Source organism: Collinsella aerofaciens (genome assembly GCF_015557435.1).
GTDB lineage: Bacteria > Actinomycetota > Coriobacteriia > Coriobacteriales > Coriobacteriaceae > Collinsella > Collinsella aerofaciens_Z.
Genome location: NZ_JADNOH010000102.1, coordinates 1 through 21996, shown reverse-complemented (window position 1 = coordinate 21996; position 21996 = coordinate 1). Strand labels below are relative to the sequence as shown.

General features: G+C 61.0%; 20 protein-coding genes. 13 read left to right on the top strand and 7 right to left on the bottom strand.

What is annotated here, in order from left to right:
* Positions 1-281 precede the first annotated feature (281 nt).
* Positions 282-485 (bottom strand): hypothetical protein, encoded by a 204-nt coding sequence (locus I2G43_RS10280; protein WP_195536074.1) that lies wholly within the window; start codon positions 483-485, stop codon positions 282-284.
* 167 nt (positions 486-652) lie between these two features.
* On the opposite strand from I2G43_RS10280, the gene I2G43_RS10275 reads away from it, so the two are divergent.
* The 4 genes from I2G43_RS10275 (at position 653) to I2G43_RS10260 (ending at position 3734) form a co-directional block, all read left to right on the top strand.
* On the top strand, positions 653-1906 hold the full coding sequence (locus I2G43_RS10275) for a hypothetical protein (RefSeq protein WP_195536073.1): 1254 nt from the start codon (positions 653-655) through the stop codon (positions 1904-1906).
* 187 nt (positions 1907-2093) lie between these two features.
* Positions 2094-2333, top strand: a complete 240-nt coding sequence (locus I2G43_RS10270) for a hypothetical protein (RefSeq protein ID WP_195536072.1) — start codon at positions 2094-2096, stop codon at positions 2331-2333.
* A 40-nt stretch (positions 2334-2373) separates the two neighbouring features.
* Positions 2374-3012 (top strand): metallophosphoesterase, encoded by a 639-nt coding sequence (locus tag I2G43_RS10265; RefSeq protein WP_195536071.1) that lies wholly within the window; start codon positions 2374-2376, stop codon positions 3010-3012.
* On the top strand, positions 3009-3734 hold the full coding sequence (locus I2G43_RS10260; RefSeq protein WP_195536070.1) for a metallophosphoesterase: 726 nt from the start codon (positions 3009-3011) through the stop codon (positions 3732-3734). Before I2G43_RS10265 ends, I2G43_RS10260 begins: the two co-directional genes overlap by 4 nt.
* A gap of 122 nt (positions 3735-3856) precedes the next feature.
* On the opposite strand, the gene I2G43_RS10255 is transcribed toward I2G43_RS10260, so the two are convergent.
* From I2G43_RS10255 to gluQRS, 3 genes are all read right to left on the bottom strand, one after another.
* Complete coding sequence (locus I2G43_RS10255; RefSeq protein ID WP_195536069.1) at positions 3857-4330, bottom strand: GNAT family N-acetyltransferase; 474 nt, start codon at positions 4328-4330, stop codon at positions 3857-3859.
* Positions 4327-4593 carry a DUF1778 domain-containing protein gene (locus I2G43_RS10250; RefSeq protein ID WP_089572439.1) on the bottom strand — a complete coding sequence of 89 codons (267 nt, stop codon included), beginning with the start codon at positions 4591-4593 and terminating at the stop codon, positions 4327-4329. Before I2G43_RS10250 ends, I2G43_RS10255 begins: the two co-directional genes overlap by 4 nt.
* Before the next feature lie 104 nt (positions 4594-4697).
* Entirely contained in the window at positions 4698-5708 is a 1011-nt protein-coding gene (gene gluQRS, locus I2G43_RS10245; protein WP_267473464.1) for a tRNA glutamyl-Q(34) synthetase GluQRS, read from the bottom strand.
* A 511-nt stretch (positions 5709-6219) separates the two neighbouring features.
* On the opposite strand from gluQRS, the gene I2G43_RS10240 reads away from it, so the two are divergent.
* Entirely contained in the window at positions 6220-8166 is a 1947-nt protein-coding gene (locus tag I2G43_RS10240) for a DUF2207 domain-containing protein (protein WP_195536068.1), read from the top strand.
* A 411-nt stretch (positions 8167-8577) separates the two neighbouring features.
* Here I2G43_RS10240 and I2G43_RS10235 read toward each other — a convergent pair whose 3' ends face one another.
* Entirely contained in the window at positions 8578-9219 is a 642-nt protein-coding gene (locus tag I2G43_RS10235; RefSeq protein WP_195536067.1) for a GNAT family N-acetyltransferase, read from the bottom strand.
* Between the two features lie 277 nt (positions 9220-9496).
* Between I2G43_RS10235 and purH the strand changes: the two genes are divergently transcribed.
* From purH to I2G43_RS10205, 6 genes are all read left to right on the top strand, one after another.
* Entirely contained in the window at positions 9497-11104 is a 1608-nt protein-coding gene (gene purH, locus I2G43_RS10230; RefSeq protein ID WP_195536066.1) for a bifunctional phosphoribosylaminoimidazolecarboxamide formyltransferase/IMP cyclohydrolase, read from the top strand.
* A 105-nt stretch (positions 11105-11209) separates the two neighbouring features.
* Positions 11210-11917: a hypothetical protein gene (locus I2G43_RS10225; protein ID WP_229071812.1), complete on the top strand. Its 708-nt coding sequence runs from the start codon at positions 11210-11212 to the stop codon at positions 11915-11917.
* A 180-nt stretch (positions 11918-12097) separates the two neighbouring features.
* Positions 12098-12769 (top strand): response regulator transcription factor, encoded by a 672-nt coding sequence (locus tag I2G43_RS10220; RefSeq protein WP_195536064.1) that lies wholly within the window; start codon positions 12098-12100, stop codon positions 12767-12769.
* Between the two features lie 9 nt (positions 12770-12778).
* Complete coding sequence (locus I2G43_RS10215; protein ID WP_195536063.1) at positions 12779-13822, top strand: sensor histidine kinase; 1044 nt, start codon at positions 12779-12781, stop codon at positions 13820-13822.
* Between the two features lie 177 nt (positions 13823-13999).
* A complete protein-coding gene (locus I2G43_RS10210; RefSeq protein WP_195363296.1) occupies positions 14000-14290 on the top strand; it encodes a helix-turn-helix domain-containing protein in 291 nt (96 codons plus the stop codon).
* Positions 14290-15582 (top strand): HipA domain-containing protein, encoded by a 1293-nt coding sequence (locus tag I2G43_RS10205; protein WP_195536062.1) that lies wholly within the window; start codon positions 14290-14292, stop codon positions 15580-15582. The genes I2G43_RS10210 and I2G43_RS10205 overlap by 1 nt, the downstream gene beginning before the upstream one ends.
* A gap of 200 nt (positions 15583-15782) precedes the next feature.
* On the opposite strand, the gene I2G43_RS10200 is transcribed toward I2G43_RS10205, so the two are convergent.
* Positions 15783-16220 carry a universal stress protein gene (locus I2G43_RS10200; protein WP_055251269.1) on the bottom strand — a complete coding sequence of 146 codons (438 nt, stop codon included), beginning with the start codon at positions 16218-16220 and terminating at the stop codon, positions 15783-15785.
* Positions 16221-16469: 249 nt separating this feature from the next.
* Here I2G43_RS10200 and I2G43_RS10195 point away from each other — a divergent pair, with 249 nt between their 5' ends.
* A complete protein-coding gene (locus I2G43_RS10195) occupies positions 16470-17450 on the top strand; it encodes an undecaprenyl-diphosphate phosphatase (protein ID WP_195536061.1) in 981 nt (326 codons plus the stop codon).
* A gap of 183 nt (positions 17451-17633) precedes the next feature.
* On the opposite strand, the gene I2G43_RS10190 is transcribed toward I2G43_RS10195, so the two are convergent.
* Positions 17634-18632, bottom strand: coding sequence for an NAD(P)-dependent oxidoreductase (locus I2G43_RS10190; protein ID WP_195536060.1), 999 nt, complete (start codon positions 18630-18632; stop codon positions 17634-17636).
* A gap of 273 nt (positions 18633-18905) precedes the next feature.
* Here I2G43_RS10190 and I2G43_RS10185 point away from each other — a divergent pair, with 273 nt between their 5' ends.
* Entirely contained in the window at positions 18906-21806 is a 2901-nt protein-coding gene (locus I2G43_RS10185) for an ATP-dependent helicase (protein WP_195536059.1), read from the top strand.
* Positions 21807-21996: the final 190 nt, after the last annotated feature.

The following is a 21996-nucleotide window of genomic DNA, read 5'->3' as shown; positions in this document are numbered from 1 at the left end:
CGTCGTCATCGAGGCCGTGCGTGAGCTCTGCCCACGTCCTCACGTTTCCGTCGTCGCACAGACACCTCGCGTCCGCACCCGGCTCCCTCCAGACGCTCATAGCTACCTCCTCACCGTCAATTCCCTTGCCCCATCTTCTATCCGCGTCACGGGCCCGCTTACGCATGGAATCTCCCGGGCGCGCCAGCGCGACCGTATACTATCCTCGGCGCCAACAGAAAGGCGGTTCCCATGGCATGCGTCGCCGTCTGAGGAGCCCGAATTTTGATTGATGACAGTCTTTAGCCGCTGCACTGAACGGCGCGACCGATCGGCAGGCTGCCGGGAAAAGTCCAAGCAGGCTGCCGATCCCAGCCCTGCATCGTTCCCTTGCTCGCGGCGTAATGCTCCGCCTTCTTAAGAGCGTCCTCGTAGGAGCGCTGTTTTGCTTCGTGCTCTTGCGCGTAGCGCTTCTGTTCCGGTTGGCTGGGAACGGGTACGGTCATGCTTCGGAGGTCTTTGGGGGCAAGTTGCACAAGCGCATCTCCGTGCGAGGTGTCTGCCAGTTTTCTGTCCCTCGTCGGACGACAGATATGCCAGGACAAACCGGGCAAGCAACTCATGTAAGGAGCTTGCTGCGGCGCAGGGCGTTGCCGACGATGCCGCCAACAAAGTGGACGCAGCATCGCAGGCAGTTGCCGCGAAGCAGGCGCAGGTCGACGCCGCTTCCGCTGATGTTGATGCTGCTGTGACCAGGGTTTCTGAGGCCCAGGCCGCCGTGGAGCAGAAGCAGGCTGCAGTTGACGCCGCCGTGCGTGCCGTCAGCGATGCCCGCGCCGATTTGAGTGCTGCCAACGCTGCTGTGACAACAGCGCAGGACGTCGTGGCTGCCAAGTCTGGCGAGCTCGACAGTGCCAAAGGCAAGGTGGCTTCCGCCAAGCGTGCGCTGGATGCCGCTCGTGCCGGTGTTGGCGACAAGGAGGGCGCGCTTGCTGCTGCTCAGGACGAGCTGGCGGCGTACTCGGCCGATGTTGCTGCAGCTCAGCGTGCGTTTGATGCGGCATCGTCTGCACTCGAAGACGCTCGTGCCAATCAGCGCGGGGCGGAGGCCGAACTTGCTGCCGCCCAAGGCGATGCCGATCAGGCAGACATCGATGCTGCTGCCGTGCAGACGGAGCTCGATATGGCACAGCAGGCTGCGAGCGATGCCGACGCCGCCGTGGCAACGGCTCAGACAAAGTCTGACGCGGCTGCCGCCCGCGCCTCTCAGCTTAAGAATGCTGCCGCATCGCTTACCAAGGCTACCGAGGGCAAAGCCGCTGCCGATGCCGCGCTCGATGCTGCGGCGCATGCCGTGATGGATGCCGAGTACGACGTGGTGGAGGCTGACGATGCTGTGACGGATGCGGCTGCCGCCCGCGATGCCTCTGCCGCCGCGGCTGCCCGTCTGCGCGGGATCAATCTTGCCGAAGCCATTGCCAACGGCAGCGCTGACGATGCGGACGAGGCGCTCAACGCCAAGATTGCTGCGGCTCACGATGCCGCCGAGCGCGCCGCGGCCGCCAAGGCCGAGCTCGATGCTGCCACGGCTGCGACGGCTGCTGTGGCGCCGGCATACTTGGAGGCGCTTGCAAACTACACCGCCGCCAAGTCCGAGCTCGATCAGGCTATTGTCGAGCTCAACGCCGAGATCGCTCGCCAAGAGGCCGCCGAGCACGGGAATGGCGAGCAGGCCCAGCCCACCACGCAAGTGACGTACCAGGCCAAACATGCGGTGGCAACAACCGAGGCCGCGACGCGGCAGACGGCGATGCCTGCCACGGGCGATACGTCCGACCTGCTGGGTGAGACCTTCGTTATCGGCGGCACGGTCCTGGTGGCCGCCGGTGTCTTCCTGTCCGATAAGCGCCGCCAGCTGACCCGTTAGGGACAGAGGGGAAGCGGACCATTTTCGGCGCGCACCGTAGGGGGCAAGAAGGTCCCACGCGGCGCGCACCGTTTTTTACTGTGGAGGCCAAAAACGTGTCCGCACGCCATGTGACACTTAACCTGCCGCCATGCTCTGTCGCGGCGGCATGCACCAGAACAGCGACCCTCTAAGGAGTTCGATATCGATGAGTGACAACACCAAGCATCTCGCGAAGAAATGCGTTAAGGACGCGGCGCCGTGCCTCGCGCTGTGCATGGCCGGCGCGGCGGTCGGGCTGTTCGCCGTCCTGGGGCCGTTCGACGTGCTTCGAAGCGCCAGCTCACTGCACGTTTGCATGGCCCTTGCCGGTGCCATGGCGACCGGCGGCGTGCTCGATCTGATTTTTTGGGTGTTTGACCCGTTTGGATGGAAGAACGAAGGGTAAGCCCTAAAGAATGGATGCACCGCAGCGTTAGGAGGTCCCCTTGATTTGGTTTACCAGCGATACTCACTTTGGACACGAGAACATGCTACGGCTCGCCGACAGGCCTTGGTCGACTGTTGCGCAGATGAACGACGCCATGGTCGCGAGCGTTAATAGCAAGGTCGCTGTGGACGACGAGCTTTACATTTTGGGTGACTTCAGCTTTAAGATGACGGTTCAAGAGGCCTACGAGCTGCGCAAAAGCATCGCATGCAAGCGCGTTCATCTGCTGCCCGGCAACCACGACAAAGACTGGACGCAGCCTGCGGTAGCGGATGCCTTTATCGTCGAGCCACCCATTTGCGTGCTCAAGATCGACCGCCAAAAAATCGTGCTGAGCCACTACCCTATGGTCGACTGGCAGGGTATGTCGCACGGTGGCTGGCATCTTCACGGGCATATCCACAGTTGCGGCGGCGCGTACAACAGGTTCAACCTCAGGCAGGGGCTGCTGCGCTATGACGTGGGTGTGGACGCCAACGGCTACACCCCGGTGAGCCTGGAGGAGCTCAAGTCGTGGTTTGCGCAGGTCGACGAGCCGGCGTGTTGCGTTAAATGGCCGTGGTGGGTCAACGCCACGGACGACGAGCAGATCGAACACGATCTCGAGGCATATAAGAGGGAAGTGGTGATCCGATGACGGTCTATGTGGCGGGCGATGTCCACGGTGGCATCGACATGCAAAAGCTCCGCGATTGGGAACTTGGGGATAGTCTGACGAGCGACGACTATCTGATTGTCGCGGGCGACTTTGGTTTTCCGTGGGATTTCTCCGCCGAGGAATGCGCCGATATCGCGTGGCTGGAGTCTCGCCCCTATACGGTGCTGTTTGTCGACGGCAACCACGAGCGCTTCGACCATTGGGCGGAGCGCCCCATGGAGTTGTGGCACGGCGGCCTGACCCAGCGTCTGTCGGATACCTCGCCCATACGGCGCCTGACGCGCGGCGAGGTCTTTGAGCTCGATGGCTCAACAATCTTTACCATGGGCGGCGCCACGAGCGTGGACAAGGAGTATCGCATACCGTATTCGAGCTGGTGGCCGCAGGAGCTCCCGGACGAGCGCAACTTTGATGAGGCGCGGGCAAAGCTCGACAGTGTGGGCTGGAAGGTCGACTACGTAATCACTCACACCTGCTCCACGCGCATGCTCTCGCCCACGCTCTATCCGGCGCCCGGGTGGGATCGTCCTGAGGTTGACCGGCTTACGGCGTTTTTCGATGAGCTGGAGGACCGCTTGGACTACAAGCGTTGGTATTACGGGCATTTTCATCGGGATGCAAACCCGGCCGAGCGCCACACCGTGCTCTACGATCGCATCGTCCGCCTTGGTGACGAGCTCCAGCCCTGGGATGCTGTGTAGGGGAGGGGCGTAGCGAGCTTTTCATACGATGTCTTGGGTAGTTACCCTACATTTCGGCAATGGTGATTATCTGCAGGGTAACTTAAGACATACTGCGAGCCGGAGGAGATGTCGCCGACGGTTTAGAGTTTCAGCGCCATTCGGTTGGTGCCGGGTAGGGTTACAAAGCCAAAATGCGCATAGAACGCTGCAGCCTCATCATCTACTGGATCGACAATCAAAGCTCGCGCTCCTGCCAGGGCAGAAATTTTCAGGGCATTCTCGATGGCATCTTTGAGCAGTGATGCCCCAAGACCAAGCCCCTTGAACTTCTCGTCAACCCCCATCATTCCAAGCAACACTGCGGGAACTTGGGAAGGGGAGTTTCGCACGAACCATCCTCCATCAACATTTTCGCGGGCTACGGAGTGCGTGCATAGCGTATAGAACCCAGCGACTGCGCCGTCGCAATACGATGCGTATATAACCGCTGACCCTCTTTTTCGCGCCGAGGCCGATCTGTTTTTAGCCCATCCGTCTACAAGAGTATTTCCACAGTGGAAAGCTTCGATGCCTTGGCCAACGGGGAGTTGAACGGGCTTGGTAAACGTGCTCATTCCCAAATCGCTTTACGGTCAAGCAACGCTTTTGCGGCTTGAGGCATGGGCGAATCGAGCATTTCGCAAAATGCATCAAAACCATCAGGAGAAAGATAGGTTGTTGACGCCTCGGCGATGTCACGTGCGGAGCTCTCGTCAAGGTGAGCCGTGGCCCATTGGGTGAGAGTTTGCCCGCGCAAGGCCGCGGCGCGCTCGTAAGTAAGGCGTTGACGCTCGGTCAGCCTTAGATCCATACGGCGCTGCTTTTCAATCGTTGGCATGGTAAAACCTCCTTTGCTTCATTGTACGGAATTATTCCGTACATAACAAGACGCAGGATTATGCACTCGTCGAGGGGTGGGCGTGAAGGGGTCGGGGCGTTTGGCTATGCGGCCGTTATGGTGATGTTCTCGCGGTGCTCGCGGATAACATCCCAGCTAAAGTGCTCGACGAGCTGCTCGGCGGAGCGGGGCATGGTGTCCGGTGCGATGCCTGTTTGTCCGGCGAGCCAGCCGAGCAGTGCTTCGGGCGTGCCAAAGCGGGTGCGTAGTTCGCCCAGGTCCAGGTCGCGATCGCGCTTGGAAAGGCGGCGGCCGTCCGGTGACATGAGCAGCGGGATGTGTGCGTAGTGCGGCGTGGGCAGTCCCAGTAGATGCTGAAGATAGATTTGGCGCGGCGTGGAGCCCAGCAGGTCGCATCCGCGCACGACCTCGGTGACGCCCATGGCGGCATCGTCGACCACAACAGCCAGCTGGTAGGCAAACACGCCGTCGCTGCGGCGTACCAAAAAGTCGCCGCACTCGGTGGCGAGCGCCTCGCACTGGGCGCCGTACGTACGGTCCACAAACTCGACCACGTCGTCCGCGAGGTCGTCGACGGCGGGAACGCGCAGACGTGTGGCCGGGGCGCGCAGGGCGCTGCGGCGGGCGACCTCTTCGGCAGAAAGACCTCGGCAGGCACCGCGGTAGATGGGCGTGCCGTCGCTGGCGTGCGGCGCGCTCGCGGCGTGGAGCTCGGCGCGCGTGCAAAAGCAGGGATAGGTGAGGCCGGCGTTCTGCAGCTTGTGCAGCGCGGTCTCGTATAGATCCAGGCGATCGTGCTGGTAGTAGGGGCCTTCGTCCCACTCGAGCCCCAGCCAGGCCAGGTCATCGATGAGCTGGGCAGCGAGTTCCGGCCGTTTGCAGCGATCGTCCAGGTCCTCGATGCGCAATACGATGCGGCCGCCCTGACTGCGGGCCGAAAGCCACGCGCACAGGCAGCTGAAGACGTTGCCCAGGTGCATGCGGCCCGAGGGCGATGGGGCGAAGCGGCCCACGACGGGCGCGAGGGCGGGGGCGAGCAGCGTCGTTGGCGCGTCCGCGGAGAGCGTTGGTATGTTGCGTGTTTTGATATCCATGCGGACGAGTATAGCGCGGGGCACGGTAGGGAAGGCGTTGCCGTGGCTCGCAAGTTGTCGAGGCCCCTGCATGGCGTATGGCGGGCCGCAGACTCGGTGCTTTGATTTCTGTCTATCAACTCAGCACCTTAGACGACAGAAACCCCGGCAGCTCTTCGCAACTGCCGGGGTTTCCGCGGAAAAGGGGGACATGATCCTCAAGCGAACGGCAAAGGGGCAAACCGTTTTCGCTCAACTGCTTTATGCCCCTCGCTCGCCGGCTTAATCGGCTCACGCCGCGCCCACACAAAGCCGCTACACCTGTGACGGAGCTATGAAGTGGTATTATCCTCCGGTCATGGGCTCAGCCAAAGATTGTCCCAAATGGCTAGTTGTTTAAGAGCGTCCCCAACGACTACCCGTGGGCGTGACTTTTGTCCCGTTTGGTACTCCGCTGACCTAGAAGCTCGCGTCGCGAGCTCACAAACGTGGGACAATAGCGTTACTGGTATCACAGACAAAGGATGTGCCTATGAACGCCCCCGTTGCCAAACCCTGTCGGCAGCGCCGCCTATTTGCGCGATTCGCTTCCGTCTGCGCGCTTGTTGCGTGCGCACTGTTGCTGCTGCCCGCCGTCGCCCATGCCGACGGCTATTCCATGAGCCAAACCTATATCGGCGCCACGGTCGAGGCCGATGGCTCGCTGACCGTTGTCGAGGGACGTCAGTTCGATTTTGACGACGACATCAACGGCGTGTATTGGGATATCAATACGGGCTCCAACCAGCAAGGAGGTTCGGTGGGGGTCGATGTGCTGAGCGTCGAGGAAGACGACACCGCGTTTAACAAGGTCGACAGCGCAAACAAGGGCGACAACGGTGTTTACACGGTGGAGCAGTCCGGCGACGGCGTAAGGATCAAGGTATTCAGTCCCCACGAGAGTGGCGACAGCGCGATCTTTTACGTGAGCTACACCATGACCGGTGCGGTCATGAACTGGTCCGACACCGCCGAGCTCTACTGGAAGTTTGTGGGCGACGGCTGGTCGGCGGATTCTGATGACGTCGAGATGGAAGTCTACTTCGCAAACGCCGCCGCGGGGACGGCGGCCGTCAAGGGCGATAACTTCCGCGCGTGGGGCCACGGTCCGCTGACGGGCGACGTGTCGCTCGACGAGAGCGAACCCATGGTCACCTATACCATTCCGTGCGTGCATGAGGGCGAGTTCGCCGAGGCGCGCGTCGCCTTCCCCAGCGACTGGGTGCCGCAGCTTGCCGCCTCGGGCGAAGAGCGCATGTCGACGATTCTGAGCGAAGAGAAGGAATGGGCCGACGAGGCCAACGCCCGCCGCGAGCACGCGCGTGCGGTTGCCAGCGCGATTGCCGTAGTGTGTGTTGTCGTGGCAGTTGCCTATACCGGTGCGATCGTGATGCTCAAACTGCGTCGCCCCAAGCCCAAGCCGCTCTTCCAGGACGATTACTTCCGCGATGTGCCCTCGGCCGACCATCCTGCCGTGCTGGCGGCCCTCATGGCCTGGAATGATGTGCCCGACCAGGCATATATCGCCACGCTTATGAAGCTTACCGACGATCGCGTGATCAAGCTGGAAGAGGCGATCGAGACCAAGAAGAAGGGTCTGCTTCGTCGTGAAAAAGAGGAGCAGACGTATCGCATCACCGTGACCGACGAGGGCTGGAAGGCCGCCAAGAAGGACGGCATCGATCGCGACGTACTCAAGGTCTTCTTTGCCGGCGTTAAGCCCGACAAGGACGGCGTCCGTTCGCGCACGTTTAGCGAGCTGGAAGATTACGCCAGCGAGCGCACCGAATCTGTTGGCGACAAGCTCGAGGACTATCAGACCACGGTCAAGGGCAAGCTGGAAGGGCGCGAGCTTATCGCATCGGACGGTAGCGTCGCCCTGGTGGCCGGCTTGATTCTTGGCATCATTATTGTCTTTTGCATCCTGGGTTCCCTGTTCTATACCGACTTTGCGGAGGCCAACGTCGTTGCCGCTGCGATTTCGATTCCCATCGTGATTGTGGGCTTTGTCCTGAGCTGCACCTTCCGCCGTTACACGCCGGAGGGCGCCGAGGTGGCGGCTCGCTGCAAGGCGCTCAAGCATTGGCTCGAGGATTTCACACGCCTAAAGGAAGCCGTCCCGGGCGATCTGGTGCTGTGGAACAAGCTGCTGGTGATGGGCGTTGCCCTGGGCGTTTCGAAAGAAGTGCTGCGACAGCTGGCCGAGGCCGTGCCTGCGGACCTGCGCAACAGCGACGATTTCTACGACAACTACCCCTGCTACTGGTGGTATTACCATCACTACGGCAACGAGTCCCCGCTCGATTCGTTCAACGATGTGTACCACGAGACCATCCGCGAGCTGGCTTCGAGCTCCGATAGCTCGAGCGGCGGCAGCGGCGGCGGCTTCTCTGGCGGCGGTGGTGGCGGCGCCGGCGGAGGCGGCGGCGGAACGTTCTAGTGAGCGCTTGCTTTGGGGTGGATCTTTCTGGGCGGTTGCCAGGGAAGATTCATCCCTTTTTTGTGCATCGAAACGGGTCAAACTTTCCGCTGAGGACCTTCGCGCAAGGGGCAGTGGACAAAAAATGCCAAATATGAGTACTGTTGCTGCGTTGGTCACATATGTTTGCACATAATAATGGGCTCCTAATGAGAGTACTTCTCGTTAGGAGCCCATTTTATTAAACATTTGGGGAGTTACGTCAGCTCGTGCAGCTGGTCGTCATGCCTACAAGCATCAAAAATGCCCCAAATCGCTGCTACTAAAAAGGTAACAGTACTCATATTTGATGTTTTTTGACCACAGCTATTTGCAGATCACCAAGGCTACTCATTGGGGACAGACTTAAATGACTAGGTGTGGCTGCCTGGGCTAGGCTGTTAGGTCGAGTTCGTAGAGAAAGCTTTCACGCGGCATGTCGTGACGGCGCTCTTCGCGGTTGGCGCGGTGCGTGGCCGTGCGCTTAAAGCCGTGCAGCTCGTAGAACTTCCACGAGCAGTTGGAATCGGTATACAGGTGTGCGCTGGTCGCCCCGCACGAGGACAGATGTGAGATTGCGGCGTCGAGCAGCACCGATCCCACGCCCAGGCCGTGGACGTCAGGGTCGACGGCGAGCAGCGTGACCTCATTGTCATGCGGCAGTGGGCTTTTCTCGAGCAGGCGGTTGTTGGTTCGAATGGTGGCGCGCACAAACGAGAGATACTCGGCGCACGACTCGGGTTCTAGCTCACGCATCTGCGACAGCAGTGTACGCTCGGTATCCATCCAATGTTCCTTAACGGTGGCGCCGGAGCTCTGTCCCGCACGCGCGAGCGAAATGCCACGCGCCTGACCGTCGATTACGGCAACCTGCGAAAACGTCGATGACGAAAGGCAATAGGCGAGGTCGCACGCGGCCTCAAGGCGGTTGTACTCATCGTTATCCGAATTGTTATGCCAAAGCTGCTGCAGAATCAGCGCGATGGCGTCGAAGTCTTCGGTATCAAACGGTCGGTAGAGAACCCGCGAGACCATGGTGCCTCTTTCTTTTGCGGATGCATATCGAGCACAGTTCTACCACGCCATTGGCATCTAATTATGGTGCCCCTGTGTTCCATCAACTCACCGTGCTCAGCGGCGCTCCTGCAACCCCCGCTCGCAAACTTTTTCTGCACAGCCGTGCGTTGCGGGGTGCAACGTCGCGCTCGATGCGCTACATTGAATCAGTATTTTCAATGCCGCTGCGCGAGCGCTGCAGATCGACGTATCACCGACTCACAGAGCACGGCGGCGTACCAGACAGGAGGACTGCATGGGATCTGATGTGAAGATCGCACGCGCGTTGATCTCGGTTACCGATAAGACGGGCGTCGTCGATTTCGCACGGACGCTGGTTGACGACTTTGGCGTCGAGATTATCTCTACGGGCGGCACGGCTCGTGCCATCGAGGACGCGGGCGTTCCCGTAACCCCCATCGAGGAGTTCACGGGCTATCCCGAGATGATGGACGGCCGCGTCAAGACGCTGCACCCCAAGGTCCACGGCGCGCTGCTGGCCCGCCGCGATTCCGAGCAGCACATGCAGGAGGCCGCTCAGCACGGCATTAAGCTGATCGACCTGGTCGTCGTCAACCTGTACGAGTTCGAGAAGACCGTCGCCAACCCCGAGGTCACCTTTGCGGATGCCATCGAGCACATCGACATCGGTGGCCCCTCCATGCTGCGCTCTGCCGCCAAGAACGCCGCGAGCGTTACCGTCATCTCCGACCCGGCCGACTACGACGCCGTCCTTGCCGAGATGCACGAGACCGGCGGCTGCACCACGCTTTCCACCCGTCGTCGCCTGCAGGTGAAGGTCTACCAGACTACCGCCGCCTACGATACGGCTATCTCCCGTTGGCTTGCCGCCCAGGCAAGCGACGTGGCGGACACCTCTGCCAAGCTCGAGATTTCGCTGGAAAAGGTCGACGACCTGCGCTATGGCGAGAACCCACAGCAGAAGGCCACGGTCTATCGTTTTGCCGAGGGCTGCGAGAACACCGCGAGCTCGCAGTTCCCGCTCGTGGGCTCCGAGCAGATCCAGGGCAAGCCGCTCAGCTACAACAACTATCTGGATGCCGACGCCGCTTGGAACCTGGTCCGCGAGTTCGACGAGCCGGCCTGCGTGATCCTCAAGCATCAGAACCCCTGCGGTTCCGCCGTTGCCGAGGACATCACGGCCGCCTACGACCGCGCTTTCGCCTGCGATCCCAAGAGCGCCTTCGGCGGCATCATCGCCTGCAACCGCGAGGTTCCCTTTGAGCTGGTCGAGCACTTCGCCGACCAGAACAAGCAGTTCGTCGAGGTCATCATCGCCCCGAGCTACACCGACGAGGCGCTCGAGCGCATGGCCAAGCGCCCCAACCTGCGCGTGCTGGCCACCGGCGGCGTGGACCACGGCGCCCAGGTGGAGCTGCGCTCCATCGACGGCGGCATGCTGGTGCAGGAGGTCGACCATGTGACCGAGGACCCCGCGACCTTTACGTTCCCCACCGACCGCAAGCCCACCGACGCTGAGATGGCCGAGCTCGAGTTTGCCTGGAAGGTCTGCAAGGGCGTCAAGTCCAACGCCATCCTGGTTTCCAAGGGCAAGGCCGGCATTGGCATGGGCCCGGGTCAGCCCAACCGCGTTGATTCCGCACTGCTGGCCTGCGAGCGTGCCGAGGACTTCTGCGAGCGCGAGGGCGTTGAGAAGGGCGGCTTTGCCTGCGCAAGCGACGCGTTCTTCCCGTTCCGCGACAACGTGGACGTGCTTGCCGCGCATGGCGTGACCTGCATCATTCAGCCCGGCGGCTCCAAGCGCGACGACGAGAGCATCCAGGCCTGCAATGAACACAATATTGCTATGGTGTTCACCGGGGCTCGCCACTTTAGGCACTAAGTTCCGCCCTGGGACAAAATAATCTCTGCAAAAGACGGCTGCTCCGTTTGGAGGGCCGTCTTTTTGGTATAAGAGGACGGAATGACTAACACGAAAGGTACAACCATGCCCCAGATTGATGACGCCGAGCTGTTTGGCAATGCCGAGGATCAGCGTGCGTACGAGGACTTTTGCGCCAATCAGGAGGCGGTCGAGAAGTTCGCGCTCGATAAGCCCGCGCTCATCTGCCGTTGGCGCATGTCCAACAAAAAGGTGCCCATGCTCAACCGCCACATCCGCGCGCTGTCCGAGCGCTTGGTGCAGGGCGAGCCGCTCACCCATAACATGCTCAGCTGGGCCAAGCAGCACGTTGAGTGGTCGCTTGCCGAGGGCGACTACACCGCCCACGACGGCGTGCTCATGCTGGTGATCGATGTGAACGGCAATGCCGCCATGACGGTGGGGGAGTACGAGCCGCTGGCCGACACGTCGGCCAAGGCACTGCGCGCCCGTTCTGCCGAGGCCCGCTCCGAGGCCGACGAGACCGGCGTGGCACCCGAGCTGCTCGCTGCCGTCAACAACGGCGAGCTGGCCTTTGTGGCGCCGGCGGACGAGTGCCTGTGCGGTACGGCGACGCTCATCGAGCAGCTGGCCCAAACCAAGGACATGCCGGTCACGCGCGTGGATATCCCCGCTCAGCTCAAGGGCGCACTGTTCCTGGTGAGCGACGAGCACGGCGTGGTTCCCGCCACCGACGCCGATGCCGCCGAGCCCGACGCCGCCACGGTCGCCTTCTTTGCCGACGGCTACGAAAAGCTCCGCGCCCGCCGCTAAATGATTTTTTTTGGGACGGGGATTAAAAAATCATTTTGGCCCCCGTATACGTTGCGAGCGCGAGACGTGCCCAACGCCACCGCTCGCGAACAGTTCTGTCACCTTGGCGCCGTGCGCGGCGCGCACTGGTGGCTTCGCGGCCATAATGACTGTGAGACAACCAAGAGGGGAGCGTAATCCATGGCGCTGATCTATATCGTTGAGGACGACGAACCCATCCGTCGCGAGCTCGCCGACATCTTGGCGCGCGCCGGGTTTGAGGTCGAGGCCTGCGAATCGTTCGAGCACGTCTCGCGCGATATCCTCGCGGCCACGCCCGATCTGGTACTGCTCGACCTCACACTTCCCGTCAAAGACGGCCAGCATATCTGCCACGAAGTCCGCCGCGAGTCCGAGGTTCCCATCATCGTCCTTACGTCGCGCACGACCGAGATCGACGAGGTCATGGCCATGACGCTCGGCGCGGACGACTTTGTCCCTAAGCCCTATAGCGCCCGCGTGCTCGTGGCGCGCATCAACGCCCTGCTGCGACGCACCGCGGCGGCAGGCGAGCGCAGCACGCTTGTCCATAAGGGACTGGAGCTCGATCTCGCCCGCTCCACGGTCACCAATACGGCAACCGGCGATGCCACCGAGCTCACCAAAAACGAGCTGCGCATTCTCTCGCTGCTCCTGAGCCGCGCGGGTAAGATCGTTTCGCGCTCGGCTATCATGCAGGATCTGTGGGACTCCGATGCCTTCGTGGACGACAACACGCTTACCGTCAACATCAACCGCCTGCGCACCACGCTCGAAAAAATCGGCATCAAGGGGTATCTGACCACGCACCGCGGCCAGGGCTATTCGGTCTAGGGGCCGGCCATGATGTTTGCCAAGTTCTTTAAAGACGCGCTGCTTCCCGTCGCCGTGTGGACGTGCGGCGTGCTGCTGAGCTGCTTTGTGCTGACGGTCGCCGGGGCGCCCGTTTCCATCACAATCGTGGCAGTTGGCGTGTCCTTTATCTTTGGCATGCTCGGAATCGTGATCGAGTATGCGCGCCGTCGTCGTTTTTTGCATCAGCTGGAGCGCGCGGCCGAGGAGCTGGAAAGCCCAGCATGGGTGCAGGAGATGGTGCAGTGCCCGACTTATGCTGAGGGCGAGCTCGAGTACGAGGTCTTGCGTCGCGTGGGCAAGGCGGCTTGCGATGAGGTAGCCGAAGGCCGCCGTCAAACCGATGACTATCGCGACTATATCGAGAGCTGGGTCCACGAGGCCAAGTTGCCCCTGGCGGCAGCCCATCTGATCTTGGAAAACCTGGACGGCAGCGAAGGCGACCTATCGCGCGTGGATGACCTGGGTCGCGAGCTGGCCCGCGTGGAGCGCTACATCGACCAGGCGCTCTACTATGCGCGCTCGGAAGTCGTGGAGCGCGACTATCTGATTCGCCGCTGGAGCCTCAAGGCCCTGGTGACGGGCGCGATTAAGGCCAACGCGCGCGAGCTCATCGCGGCGCACGTGGCACCGGTGTGTGAGAACCTCGACTTTGAGGTCTTTACCGACGAGAAGTGGCTCGAGTTTATCCTGGGCCAACTTATTCAGAACAGCATTAAATACGCGCGCGAGGACGGTGCGAAGATTACGTTTTCGGGAGCGCTACTGGACGAAGGCCAGGCGAGCGAGCGTATTGAGCTTACCGTTGCCGACAACGGTTGCGGCGTGAGCGCAGCTGACCTGCCCCGCGTGTTCGAGAAGGGCTTTACCGGCGACAACGGCCGCACGACCAAACGCGCAACGGGCATCGGCCTCTACCTGGTGGCACGCCTATGCTCCAAAATGGGCATCGCCGTCACCGCAGCGTCGGAGCCCGGCGAAGGCTTCACCGTAACCTTCGCCTTCTCAACGAACAAGTTCCAATACTTCGAGTAGCCGGTCCGCGTGGCGCAATCGACGGAATCTTCCCGTTTAGGAGGATGACGATTGCTTTGGCTACTATGTTCACGAACGTGAATATAGGTATTACTTGTAAAGCTATAATCACGTTCGGGAACATAGCTTTACAGTTCTATACTATGTTCACGAATGGGAACATAGCTAAGGAGCGACATGAGAACGGTGACAACGACTAAAGTGCTCGATGGGCGCATCAAACTTAAGCCGTCTGAAACTGCTTTCTCGGAACGCATGGTTTTCGATCCGGGCGAGATGGGGAAGGCCCTTAGGCTTAGAAGGCGTGAACTTGGTCTAACTCAACGCGACGTCGCGACTATGACGGGTCGCAGCCTTCGTGTGATAGGCGATATCGAGCGGGGGCGGACAACGGTCGAAATCGGCGTCATTTTCGACTACGCCTCCATCGTGGATATCGATTTTATTCTGAAGGTGAGGGGAAAATAATGGGCGGCACGCTGTTTGTTCATCGTGAGTTTAAGGGATCCTACCAGCTGCTTGGCATATTGGAAGAGAATGCTGGGCTTCCGCTATTCACCTATGTCCCCGAGTACCTCGAGAATGCTGACGCGGTTCCGATTTCGTCCTCGTTGCCCTTGTCGGCCGAGACATTCAGCCCGGACGTAACGAGCTCCTTTTTCTCCGGCATTATTCCAGAGGGACAGCTCAATAGAGACCTTGAGAAAAAGGCTCGGGCGGAACGCGGCGATTACTTTAAGGTCCTCGATTTGGTTCGCAACGAACCCGTCGGCGCTTTGATTTTGACGCGAGAACCTTCGGCCGACGGTCTCGAAATGGGCTATGAGGAGATAGGGGAGAAGCAGCTGAACAAGCTGGCGTACGCGCCAGCGGAGGTGGCCTTTGGTCTTGCGCTCGAGAGTCGAATTTCCCTTGCGGGCGCTCAGGCGAAAATCGGCCTCTACCATGCGGGTGATGACTCATGCGATGGATGGTATCTGCCCCACGGGGCAGCCCCATCGACGCATATCCTCAAAGCGGGGTCGAAAGCATTTCCGGGTGAGACGGTGTGCGAAGCTATGTGCGTGAGAGCTGCTTCGCTGATGGATCTATCAGCCGAAGAGTGCTTTCTAATTCGAGTTGAAGATGCCGAACCGATTATCGCCGTGAAGCGGTTTGACCGAGCGATGTCTAATGGTGGTCGTTCGCTCGATGGGCTGCTGGTTCCAAATCGTCTGCACCAGGAGGACATTTGTCAGGCAAAAGGCATTTCGCGCGAGCTTAAATATGAGCCAACGGGCGTCAATTACCTGGGGCTTATCGTCGACGCGGTACGAAGGGTGTCGACGAATCAAATGGAGGATAGGTTTCTTGTTGGCTATAACCAACTGTTCGATTATGCCGTAGGAAACTGCGACAACCATCTTAAGAATTGGTCACTCGTGTGGGACGAGGACTGGAAGCAAGTGAGGTTGGCGCCGCTCTACGACGTGTTGTGTACAACGATCTATCCCAATCTCGTTCGCGAGATGGGGGTTTCGTTTGGCGGAAGCCGAAAAATCGATGATGTGACTCGCGAGTCGGTGTTGAGGCAAATGGCCGAGGCGGGTTTGCCCCAGGGGATCGTCACCGGAATGATTAACGACACCTGCAGTGAGGTGCCAGACGCACTGAGAGATGCAGCGCGCAGCCTCAAAGAAGAAGGTTTCCCTGAGGCAGAAGCAATGTTCGATAAGATCATTCCAGAAGTACAAACCCGCCTAAACAGAATCGCCCCATAACAAAAACGTGCCGCCCCACCCAAACAAAACGTGCCGCCCCAAACGGGGCAGCACGCCATCTTTTAATCAGATAACTCGTTGAAGTACGGTGACGAAGGCGCAAGGCCGGGAGGGGTTATCTAAGCCGACATCCCGCAGCCGCGAAGCGGCGAGGACGTCGGCGTGATAACCCCGCAGGCCTTGCGCCGACGGGAAGGAACCTACTTCACGACCAAAATGTCGCAGTCCGTGTTACGCAGCAGGAACGTCGAAATCGAGCCCAGCAGCGCATACTTAATCGAGGATAGGCCGCGGGCACCGCAGAGCACCAGGTCGGGCTTGACCACGTCGAGCATCTCGTCCTTGAGCGTCTCGCGAATACGACCGGCGCGAATCATGACCTCGACCTCGGGAATATCGGGATTGGCCTTGGCCTCCTCGAGCTGCTTGGCAATGGAGTTGTTAAAGGCCTCCTCTAGGCCGTTGACCAGGTCGACCGGGTAGGAGCCGGCGCTCTCGAGCGCCGTGGAGTCAATCACGTGACCAATAATCAGCTTGGCACCGTTGTTTGCGGCGACCTTGATGGCGCGTGCGAGCACAAAATCCTGCTGCTCGGTACCGTCGAGCGAAACAAATACCTTGGTGTAGCCCTCGTTCATGGTTTCCTCCTTGGTCTATCGCACGGGCGTGAGGCTCGTGCGTCGAGCGGGCGCGGGCGCGTTGGCCGCCGGACACTTTACCTTGTTGCAGTTATACCCAAGGATTTCGGTTTGACCGCTCGCAATTCTGTGAACGGGCGAGTTTTTTGGTAAGGGTAGGCGCGGGCGCGCCGCTAACGGTTGATAATGGGACATCGCCCGCATCGTCCGCAGAACATCTACCGGCGGGTGTCTAACGAGGGGGTCCCTTTGGATATTATCGAGCTTCTAAAATCTGCCTTCATGGGACTGGTCGAGGGCATCACCGAATGGTTGCCGGTTTCGTCGACGGGCCATATGATCTTGGTGGACGAGTTCGTCAAGATGAACGTGAGCGAGACGTTCTGGAATATGTTCCTGGTCGTGATTCAGCTCGGCGCCATTCTGGCCGTCTGCGTGCTGTTCTTCCACGAGCTCAACCCGTTCTCGCCCAGCAAGGGCAAGGAAGGCCGTCGCGACACGTGGGTGCTGTGGGGCAAGATCGTGCTCGGCTGTATTCCTGCCGCGGCGATCGGCCTGCCGCTCAACGACTGGATGGAGGAGCATTTCTACAACGCTCCCGTCGTGGCGCTGGCGCTTATCGTGTACGGCGTGCTGTTTATCGTGATCGAGAACTGGCGCGCCAGCAAGCGCGAGGAAATGGCCGTTGCCGGTTCGTTTGGTTCGCGTGCCGTGGTGGCGGGCGGACGTCCCGCCGGTGCGCACTTTGCAGCGCCCGCAGCGGCTGTTGCCGAGGATGAGGACGATAACGAGGATCTGGACTTTGGCTCCATCACTACGCTCGAGGACCTGAGCTGGAAGACCGCGCTGGGCATCGGCTGCTTCCAGGTTCTTTCGCTGGTGCCTGGTACGTCTCGCTCCGGTTCCACCATCATCGGCGGCTTGCTTTTGGGCTGCACGCGTTCGGTGGCGTCCAAGTTCACGTTCTTCTTGGCTATCCCCGTTATGTTCGGTGCGAGCGCGCTCAAACTGGTCAAGTACTTCATTAAGGGCGGCACGTTTGGCGCCAACGAGATCGCCATCCTGGGCGTGGGCTGCGTTGTGGCCTTCGTGGTGTCGCTCATCGCCATCAAGTGGCTCATGGGCTTCGTCCGTCGTCACGACTTCAAGTGCTTCGGCGTCTACCGCATCATCCTGGGCATCGTAGTGCTTGCATACTTCTTTGTAGCGGTGCCGATGCTCGGCCTGTAACTTGGTTGACGCTGCGCGGCGGCCAGAGCGACAGCTTGTCATTCAAAGAGGGCGGCATGACCAAAAGGTCTATGCCGCCCTCTTTTCATGCCAATTTGTTCGCTCTGGCCGCCGCTCGCTGCCGTTGCTATGACATCGGCGGCTCCGTGATTGGTGCATTGGGGCCAGGTTTGTTTGCACCAATTATTCGGTCACGGTGTGTTCGGGTTTGCGGTTGAAGACGAGCTTGTCTACTACGGCCTGCAGCGACATGTGACGGACGGTGTCGTAGGCTTCCTGCGTGCTGTACGCACAATGGGGCGTGACAATACAGCGCGGGTGCGCGATCAGGGCCTGGTTGGGCGCGGTTTCATCGGCGAGCACGTCGAGCGCGGCGCCGCAGATGCCGCGCGTGCCACCGCTGGCGATGCCCTCGTCCAAGGCAGTAACCAGGGCATCCTCATCTACGATGGGCCCGCGGGCCGTGTTAATCAAAAATGCCGTGGGCTTCATGAGTGCGAGCTCGCGCTCTCCAATGAGGCTCTCGGTCTCGGGAATCAGCGGACAATGCAGGCTGACGATATCCGATGCGCCGAGCAGTTCATCGAGCGTTTGAGCCTTGGCGCAACCGGCGGCGACAAGCTCTTCTGCCGTCTTGGTCGGCGCCCACACCAGTACCTTCATGCCGAGCGCTTGCGCGATGGGCACAACAGCACGCGCGATGCTGCCAAAAAAGACAAGCCCCAACGTGCGGCCCTGCGTGCGATGCATGGTGTAGCCGGCAAGTGGATTCCAGGCGCCATCGCGCACGCCGCGGTTGAGAAACGTAACTTGGCGCATCAGGTCAAGCATCAAAGCGATGGCGTGCTGAGCGACGTCGTCCGAGCAGTATCCAGGGCAGTTGGTGACGGTGATGCCATGTGAGGCCAGCCGGTCGACGGCAACGTGGTTCAGGCCGATAGACATGTTCGAGACGATGCGCATTCCCGCGGCTGCCATGGCGTCGGCACATGCATCATCGACGGGACCGAACTCGCCGACAAAGCCCTCGCAGCCGATCAGCTGCTCGGCGGTAGGACAGACATTAGGCTCATGCGCGCAGCCAATCAGCTCAATCTGGTCGCCACCTTCGATTGCATCGAGCGCTGCCTGGCCAGCTTCGGTCGAACCATCGACCATGTAATAGAGCACCTTATGCTTCACAGAGGCCCTCCTGCCATGTGGGGATGGGGTAGAAGTGGTAGATATTCTAGCCCTCCGAGCCAATCGAAGTTGCGGTGGAATAGTTCCTGTTTGGGGGCCAGAAGGCTGGTTTCAGGAACTATTTCACCGCAACTTATTTGGGGCGCTTGGGTGGTGGCGGTGCGCGGAGTCGTGGTGTGATTTGCGTCGGTGTCCGCGCGGCTCGGTATACTGGTACGGCTCAAACTATGGCGCCGCCCGCAGGCGCGCCGTCCGTCAGATGAGGAGTCGCCCATGACCCAGCCCTTGCCCTGGGAAAAGAACATCGCCGCGCCCGTTCCGCCCGCGCCGGAGCCTGTGCCGCTCGATGCGTACACCGCCCCTGCCGCGCCGGAGCCCGAGCTCGTTCCGCTCGACATCTACGACGCCCCGGCGCCGGAGCCCAAGCCCGCCAAGCCGCTCGTCGACATCGACAGCCTCAACCCCGCCCAGCGCGAGGCGGTCCTGACTACCGAGGGTCCGCTGCTGGTCCTTGCCGGCGCCGGCTCGGGCAAGACCCGCGTCCTGACCTTCCGCATCGCGCACATGCTCGGCGACCTAGGCGTTAAGCCCTGGCGGGTCCTGGCCATCACGTTTACCAACAAGGCCGCGGCCGAGATGCGCGAGCGTCTGGCGGCGCTCATCCCCAACGGTACCCGCGGCATGTGGGTATGCACGTTCCATGCCATGTGCGTGCGCATGCTGCGCGAGGACGCCGACCTGCTGGGCTACACCGGTCAGTTCACCATCTACGATGACGACGACTCCAAGCGCATGGTTCGCGACATTATGCAGGCGCTCGGCATTGAGCAAAAGCAGTTCCCCATCAACATGATCCGCAGCAAGATCAGCTCGGCCAAAAACGCCATGATCGGCCCCGAGGACATGCTTAAATCTGCCGACAGCCCCAACGACAAAAAGGCCGCGCAGGTCTACCTGGAGCTGGAACGCCGCCTGCGCGCCGCCAACGCTATGGACTTCGATGACTTGCTCGTGCGCACGCTCGAGCTGCTGCGCACCCGCCCCGAGGTGCTCGATAAGTATCAGGAGCGCTTCCGCTACATTAGCGTCGACGAGTATCAGGACACCAACCACGTTCAGTACGAGATCGCCAACCTGCTGGCCGCCAAGTACCAAAACCTCATGGTCGTGGGCGACGACGACCAGTCCATTTACAGCTGGCGCGGCGCCGACATTACCAACATCCTGGACTTTGAGAAGGACTTTAAAAACTGCAAGACCGTCAAGCTGGAGCAGAACTACCGCTCCACGGGTCATATCCTGAGCGCCGCCAACGCCGTGGTGCGCCATAACTCGCAGCGCAAGGACAAGCGCCTGTTTACGGCCGAGGGCGACGGCGAGAAGATCCAGGCCTTCCAGGCGAGCGATGAGCGCGACGAGGGCCGCTGGATTGCCGGCGAGATCGAAAAGTTGCACTCCAAGGGCACGAGCTACGACGATATCGCCGTCTTCTACCGAACCAATGCCCAGTCGCGTATCCTCGAAGATATGTTCCTGCGCGCGGGCGTGCCCTACAAGATCGTCGGCGGCACGCGATTCTTCGACCGTGCCGAGATCCGCGACGTCATGGCCTACCTCAAGATGATCGTGAACCCGGCCGACGAAATGAGCGTCAAGCGCGTCATTAACACGCCGCGCCGCGGTATCGGCTCCACCTCGATTCAAAAGATCGAGCAGCTGGCGCGCGATAACCGCTGTTCGTTCTTCCAGGCCTGCGAGATCGCAACGGCCGAGACGGGCATGTTTAGCGCCAAGGTGCGCAACGGCCTGTCGAGCTTTGTGGCGCTGGTGCGCGAGGGCCGCCGCATGGACGGCGAGCTCAAGGACGTCGTTGAGATGATCATCGACAAGACGGGCCTGCTGCAGGCGTTCCGCGCCGAGGGCACCATGGAGTCCGAGAGCCGCGCCGAGAACATCCAGGAATTCCTGGGCGTCGCCGCCGAGTTTGAGGAGACGCACGAGGATATCGAGGGTACGCTCGAGAGCTTGGAAGAGCTGCGTGCGGCTGGCGTTGCCGATGTGCCGGCAGGCGCCGAGCCCGAGCCCGTCGTGGTGAGCGCACCTGCGCCCGAGCCCGGACCGTCCGCACCCGCATCCTCGTTTGAGGCATTGGTCGGCGCCCGTGACGCCGCTGGCTCCAATCCGCTCGACAGTCTGGCGGCTCCGGCGCTCTCTCCGCAGGATGCTCTGGCTGCCGCCATCGCGGGCAACGCGTACGCCGCGCCGACGGAGCTGCCGGCCGGTGCCGTGCATGCTGACGAGATTGAGCGCACTTATGGCCCGCTTACCTGCAAGGCACTGCCCGCCCTTATGGAGTGGCTGGCCCTGCGCTCCGACCTGGACTCCCTGGCCGGCGAGACGCATGCCATCACCATGATGACCATCCACTCCGCCAAGGGTCTGGAGTTCCCGGCGGTCTTCGTTGCCGGCATGGAGGAGGGCATCTTCCCGCACGTGCACGACTTTGGTGGCAGCGACGATCCGGGCAAGCTCGAGGAAGAGCGCCGCTTGGCATACGTCGCCATCACGCGCGCCCGCAAGCGCCTGTTCCTAACATATGCGGCAACGCGCCGTACCTATGGCTCGACCTCGGCCAACCCGCGCTCGCGCTTCCTCAACGAGATTCCGTTTGAAGATATCGAGTTTAGCGGTATCGGCTCTGCCGGTTTTGAGGGCACGGGATGGGAGAAGCGCGGCGACCGTCACGGCACTTTTGGCTCGGGCATGGGTTCGGATATGTATGGCGGCAAGGTGTTCGGTTCGCATACGCGCTCGACCGGCGGCTCCGGATCGCGCGGCGGATCGAGCTTCGACGATTTCTTTGGCGGCAGCAGCTATGGGACCGAGCGCCATCGTGGGGTCTCGCCCGACGCCGGCCGTGTTGCCTCGACCTTTGGCTCGGGCGCGCCGCGAGCCAAAAAGCCGTCGTCCAAGGTGTCGCCGACGGTGGAGCGCAAAGTCGATCGCGCCAGCGCGTCGCAGGACTTTGCCGCGGGCGATACCGTGAGCCACAAGACCTTTGGCACCGGTACCGTGATCTCGGTCGCTGGAGACATGATCGAGGTTCAATTCGAAAAGACCGGCCAGACCAAAAAGCTTATGAAGGGCTTTGCGCCGATCGTCAAGCTGTCGTGATCCCGGCGGACCTGGGCGGGCGTATGGGGTAACATCGCCTGCTCGGGCAGTCCTGCGCAAGACGGAGGCCACATTAAGTGGCCTCCTTTGCGTTCAAGACTTTAGTCTGCTGGGCGCGCAGCGGCCAGCTTCAACCCACCCGCTATGCGGGTGGAGACAAACGGCTTTACAAAGCCACCCCTCCGACCGA

Coding starts and splice junctions, on each gene's coding strand:
- I2G43_RS10280 (WP_195536074.1), bottom strand. CDS start 485: ATGACCGTACCCGTTCCCAGCCAACCGGAACAGAAGCGCTACGCGCAA.
- I2G43_RS10270 (WP_195536072.1), top strand. CDS start 2,094: ATGAGTGACAACACCAAGCATCTCGCGAAGAAATGCGTTAAGGACGCG.
- I2G43_RS10260 (WP_195536070.1), top strand. CDS start 3,009: ATGACGGTCTATGTGGCGGGCGATGTCCACGGTGGCATCGACATGCAA.
- I2G43_RS10255 (WP_195536069.1), bottom strand. CDS start 4,330: ATGAGCACGTTTACCAAGCCCGTTCAACTCCCCGTTGGCCAAGGCATC.
- I2G43_RS10250 (WP_089572439.1), bottom strand. CDS start 4,593: ATGCCAACGATTGAAAAGCAGCGCCGTATGGATCTAAGGCTGACCGAG.
- gluQRS (WP_267473464.1), bottom strand. CDS start 5,708: ATGGATATCAAAACACGCAACATACCAACGCTCTCCGCGGACGCGCCA.
- I2G43_RS10240 (WP_195536068.1), top strand. CDS start 6,220: ATGAACGCCCCCGTTGCCAAACCCTGTCGGCAGCGCCGCCTATTTGCG.
- I2G43_RS10235 (WP_195536067.1), bottom strand. CDS start 9,219: ATGGTCTCGCGGGTTCTCTACCGACCGTTTGATACCGAAGACTTCGAC.
- purH (WP_195536066.1), top strand. CDS start 9,497: ATGGGATCTGATGTGAAGATCGCACGCGCGTTGATCTCGGTTACCGAT.
- I2G43_RS10225 (WP_229071812.1), top strand. CDS start 11,210: ATGCCCCAGATTGATGACGCCGAGCTGTTTGGCAATGCCGAGGATCAG.
- I2G43_RS10220 (WP_195536064.1), top strand. CDS start 12,098: ATGGCGCTGATCTATATCGTTGAGGACGACGAACCCATCCGTCGCGAG.
- I2G43_RS10215 (WP_195536063.1), top strand. CDS start 12,779: ATGATGTTTGCCAAGTTCTTTAAAGACGCGCTGCTTCCCGTCGCCGTG.
- I2G43_RS10210 (WP_195363296.1), top strand. CDS start 14,000: ATGAGAACGGTGACAACGACTAAAGTGCTCGATGGGCGCATCAAACTT.
- I2G43_RS10205 (WP_195536062.1), top strand. CDS start 14,290: ATGGGCGGCACGCTGTTTGTTCATCGTGAGTTTAAGGGATCCTACCAG.
- I2G43_RS10200 (WP_055251269.1), bottom strand. CDS start 16,220: ATGAACGAGGGCTACACCAAGGTATTTGTTTCGCTCGACGGTACCGAG.
- I2G43_RS10185 (WP_195536059.1), top strand. CDS start 18,906: ATGACCCAGCCCTTGCCCTGGGAAAAGAACATCGCCGCGCCCGTTCCG.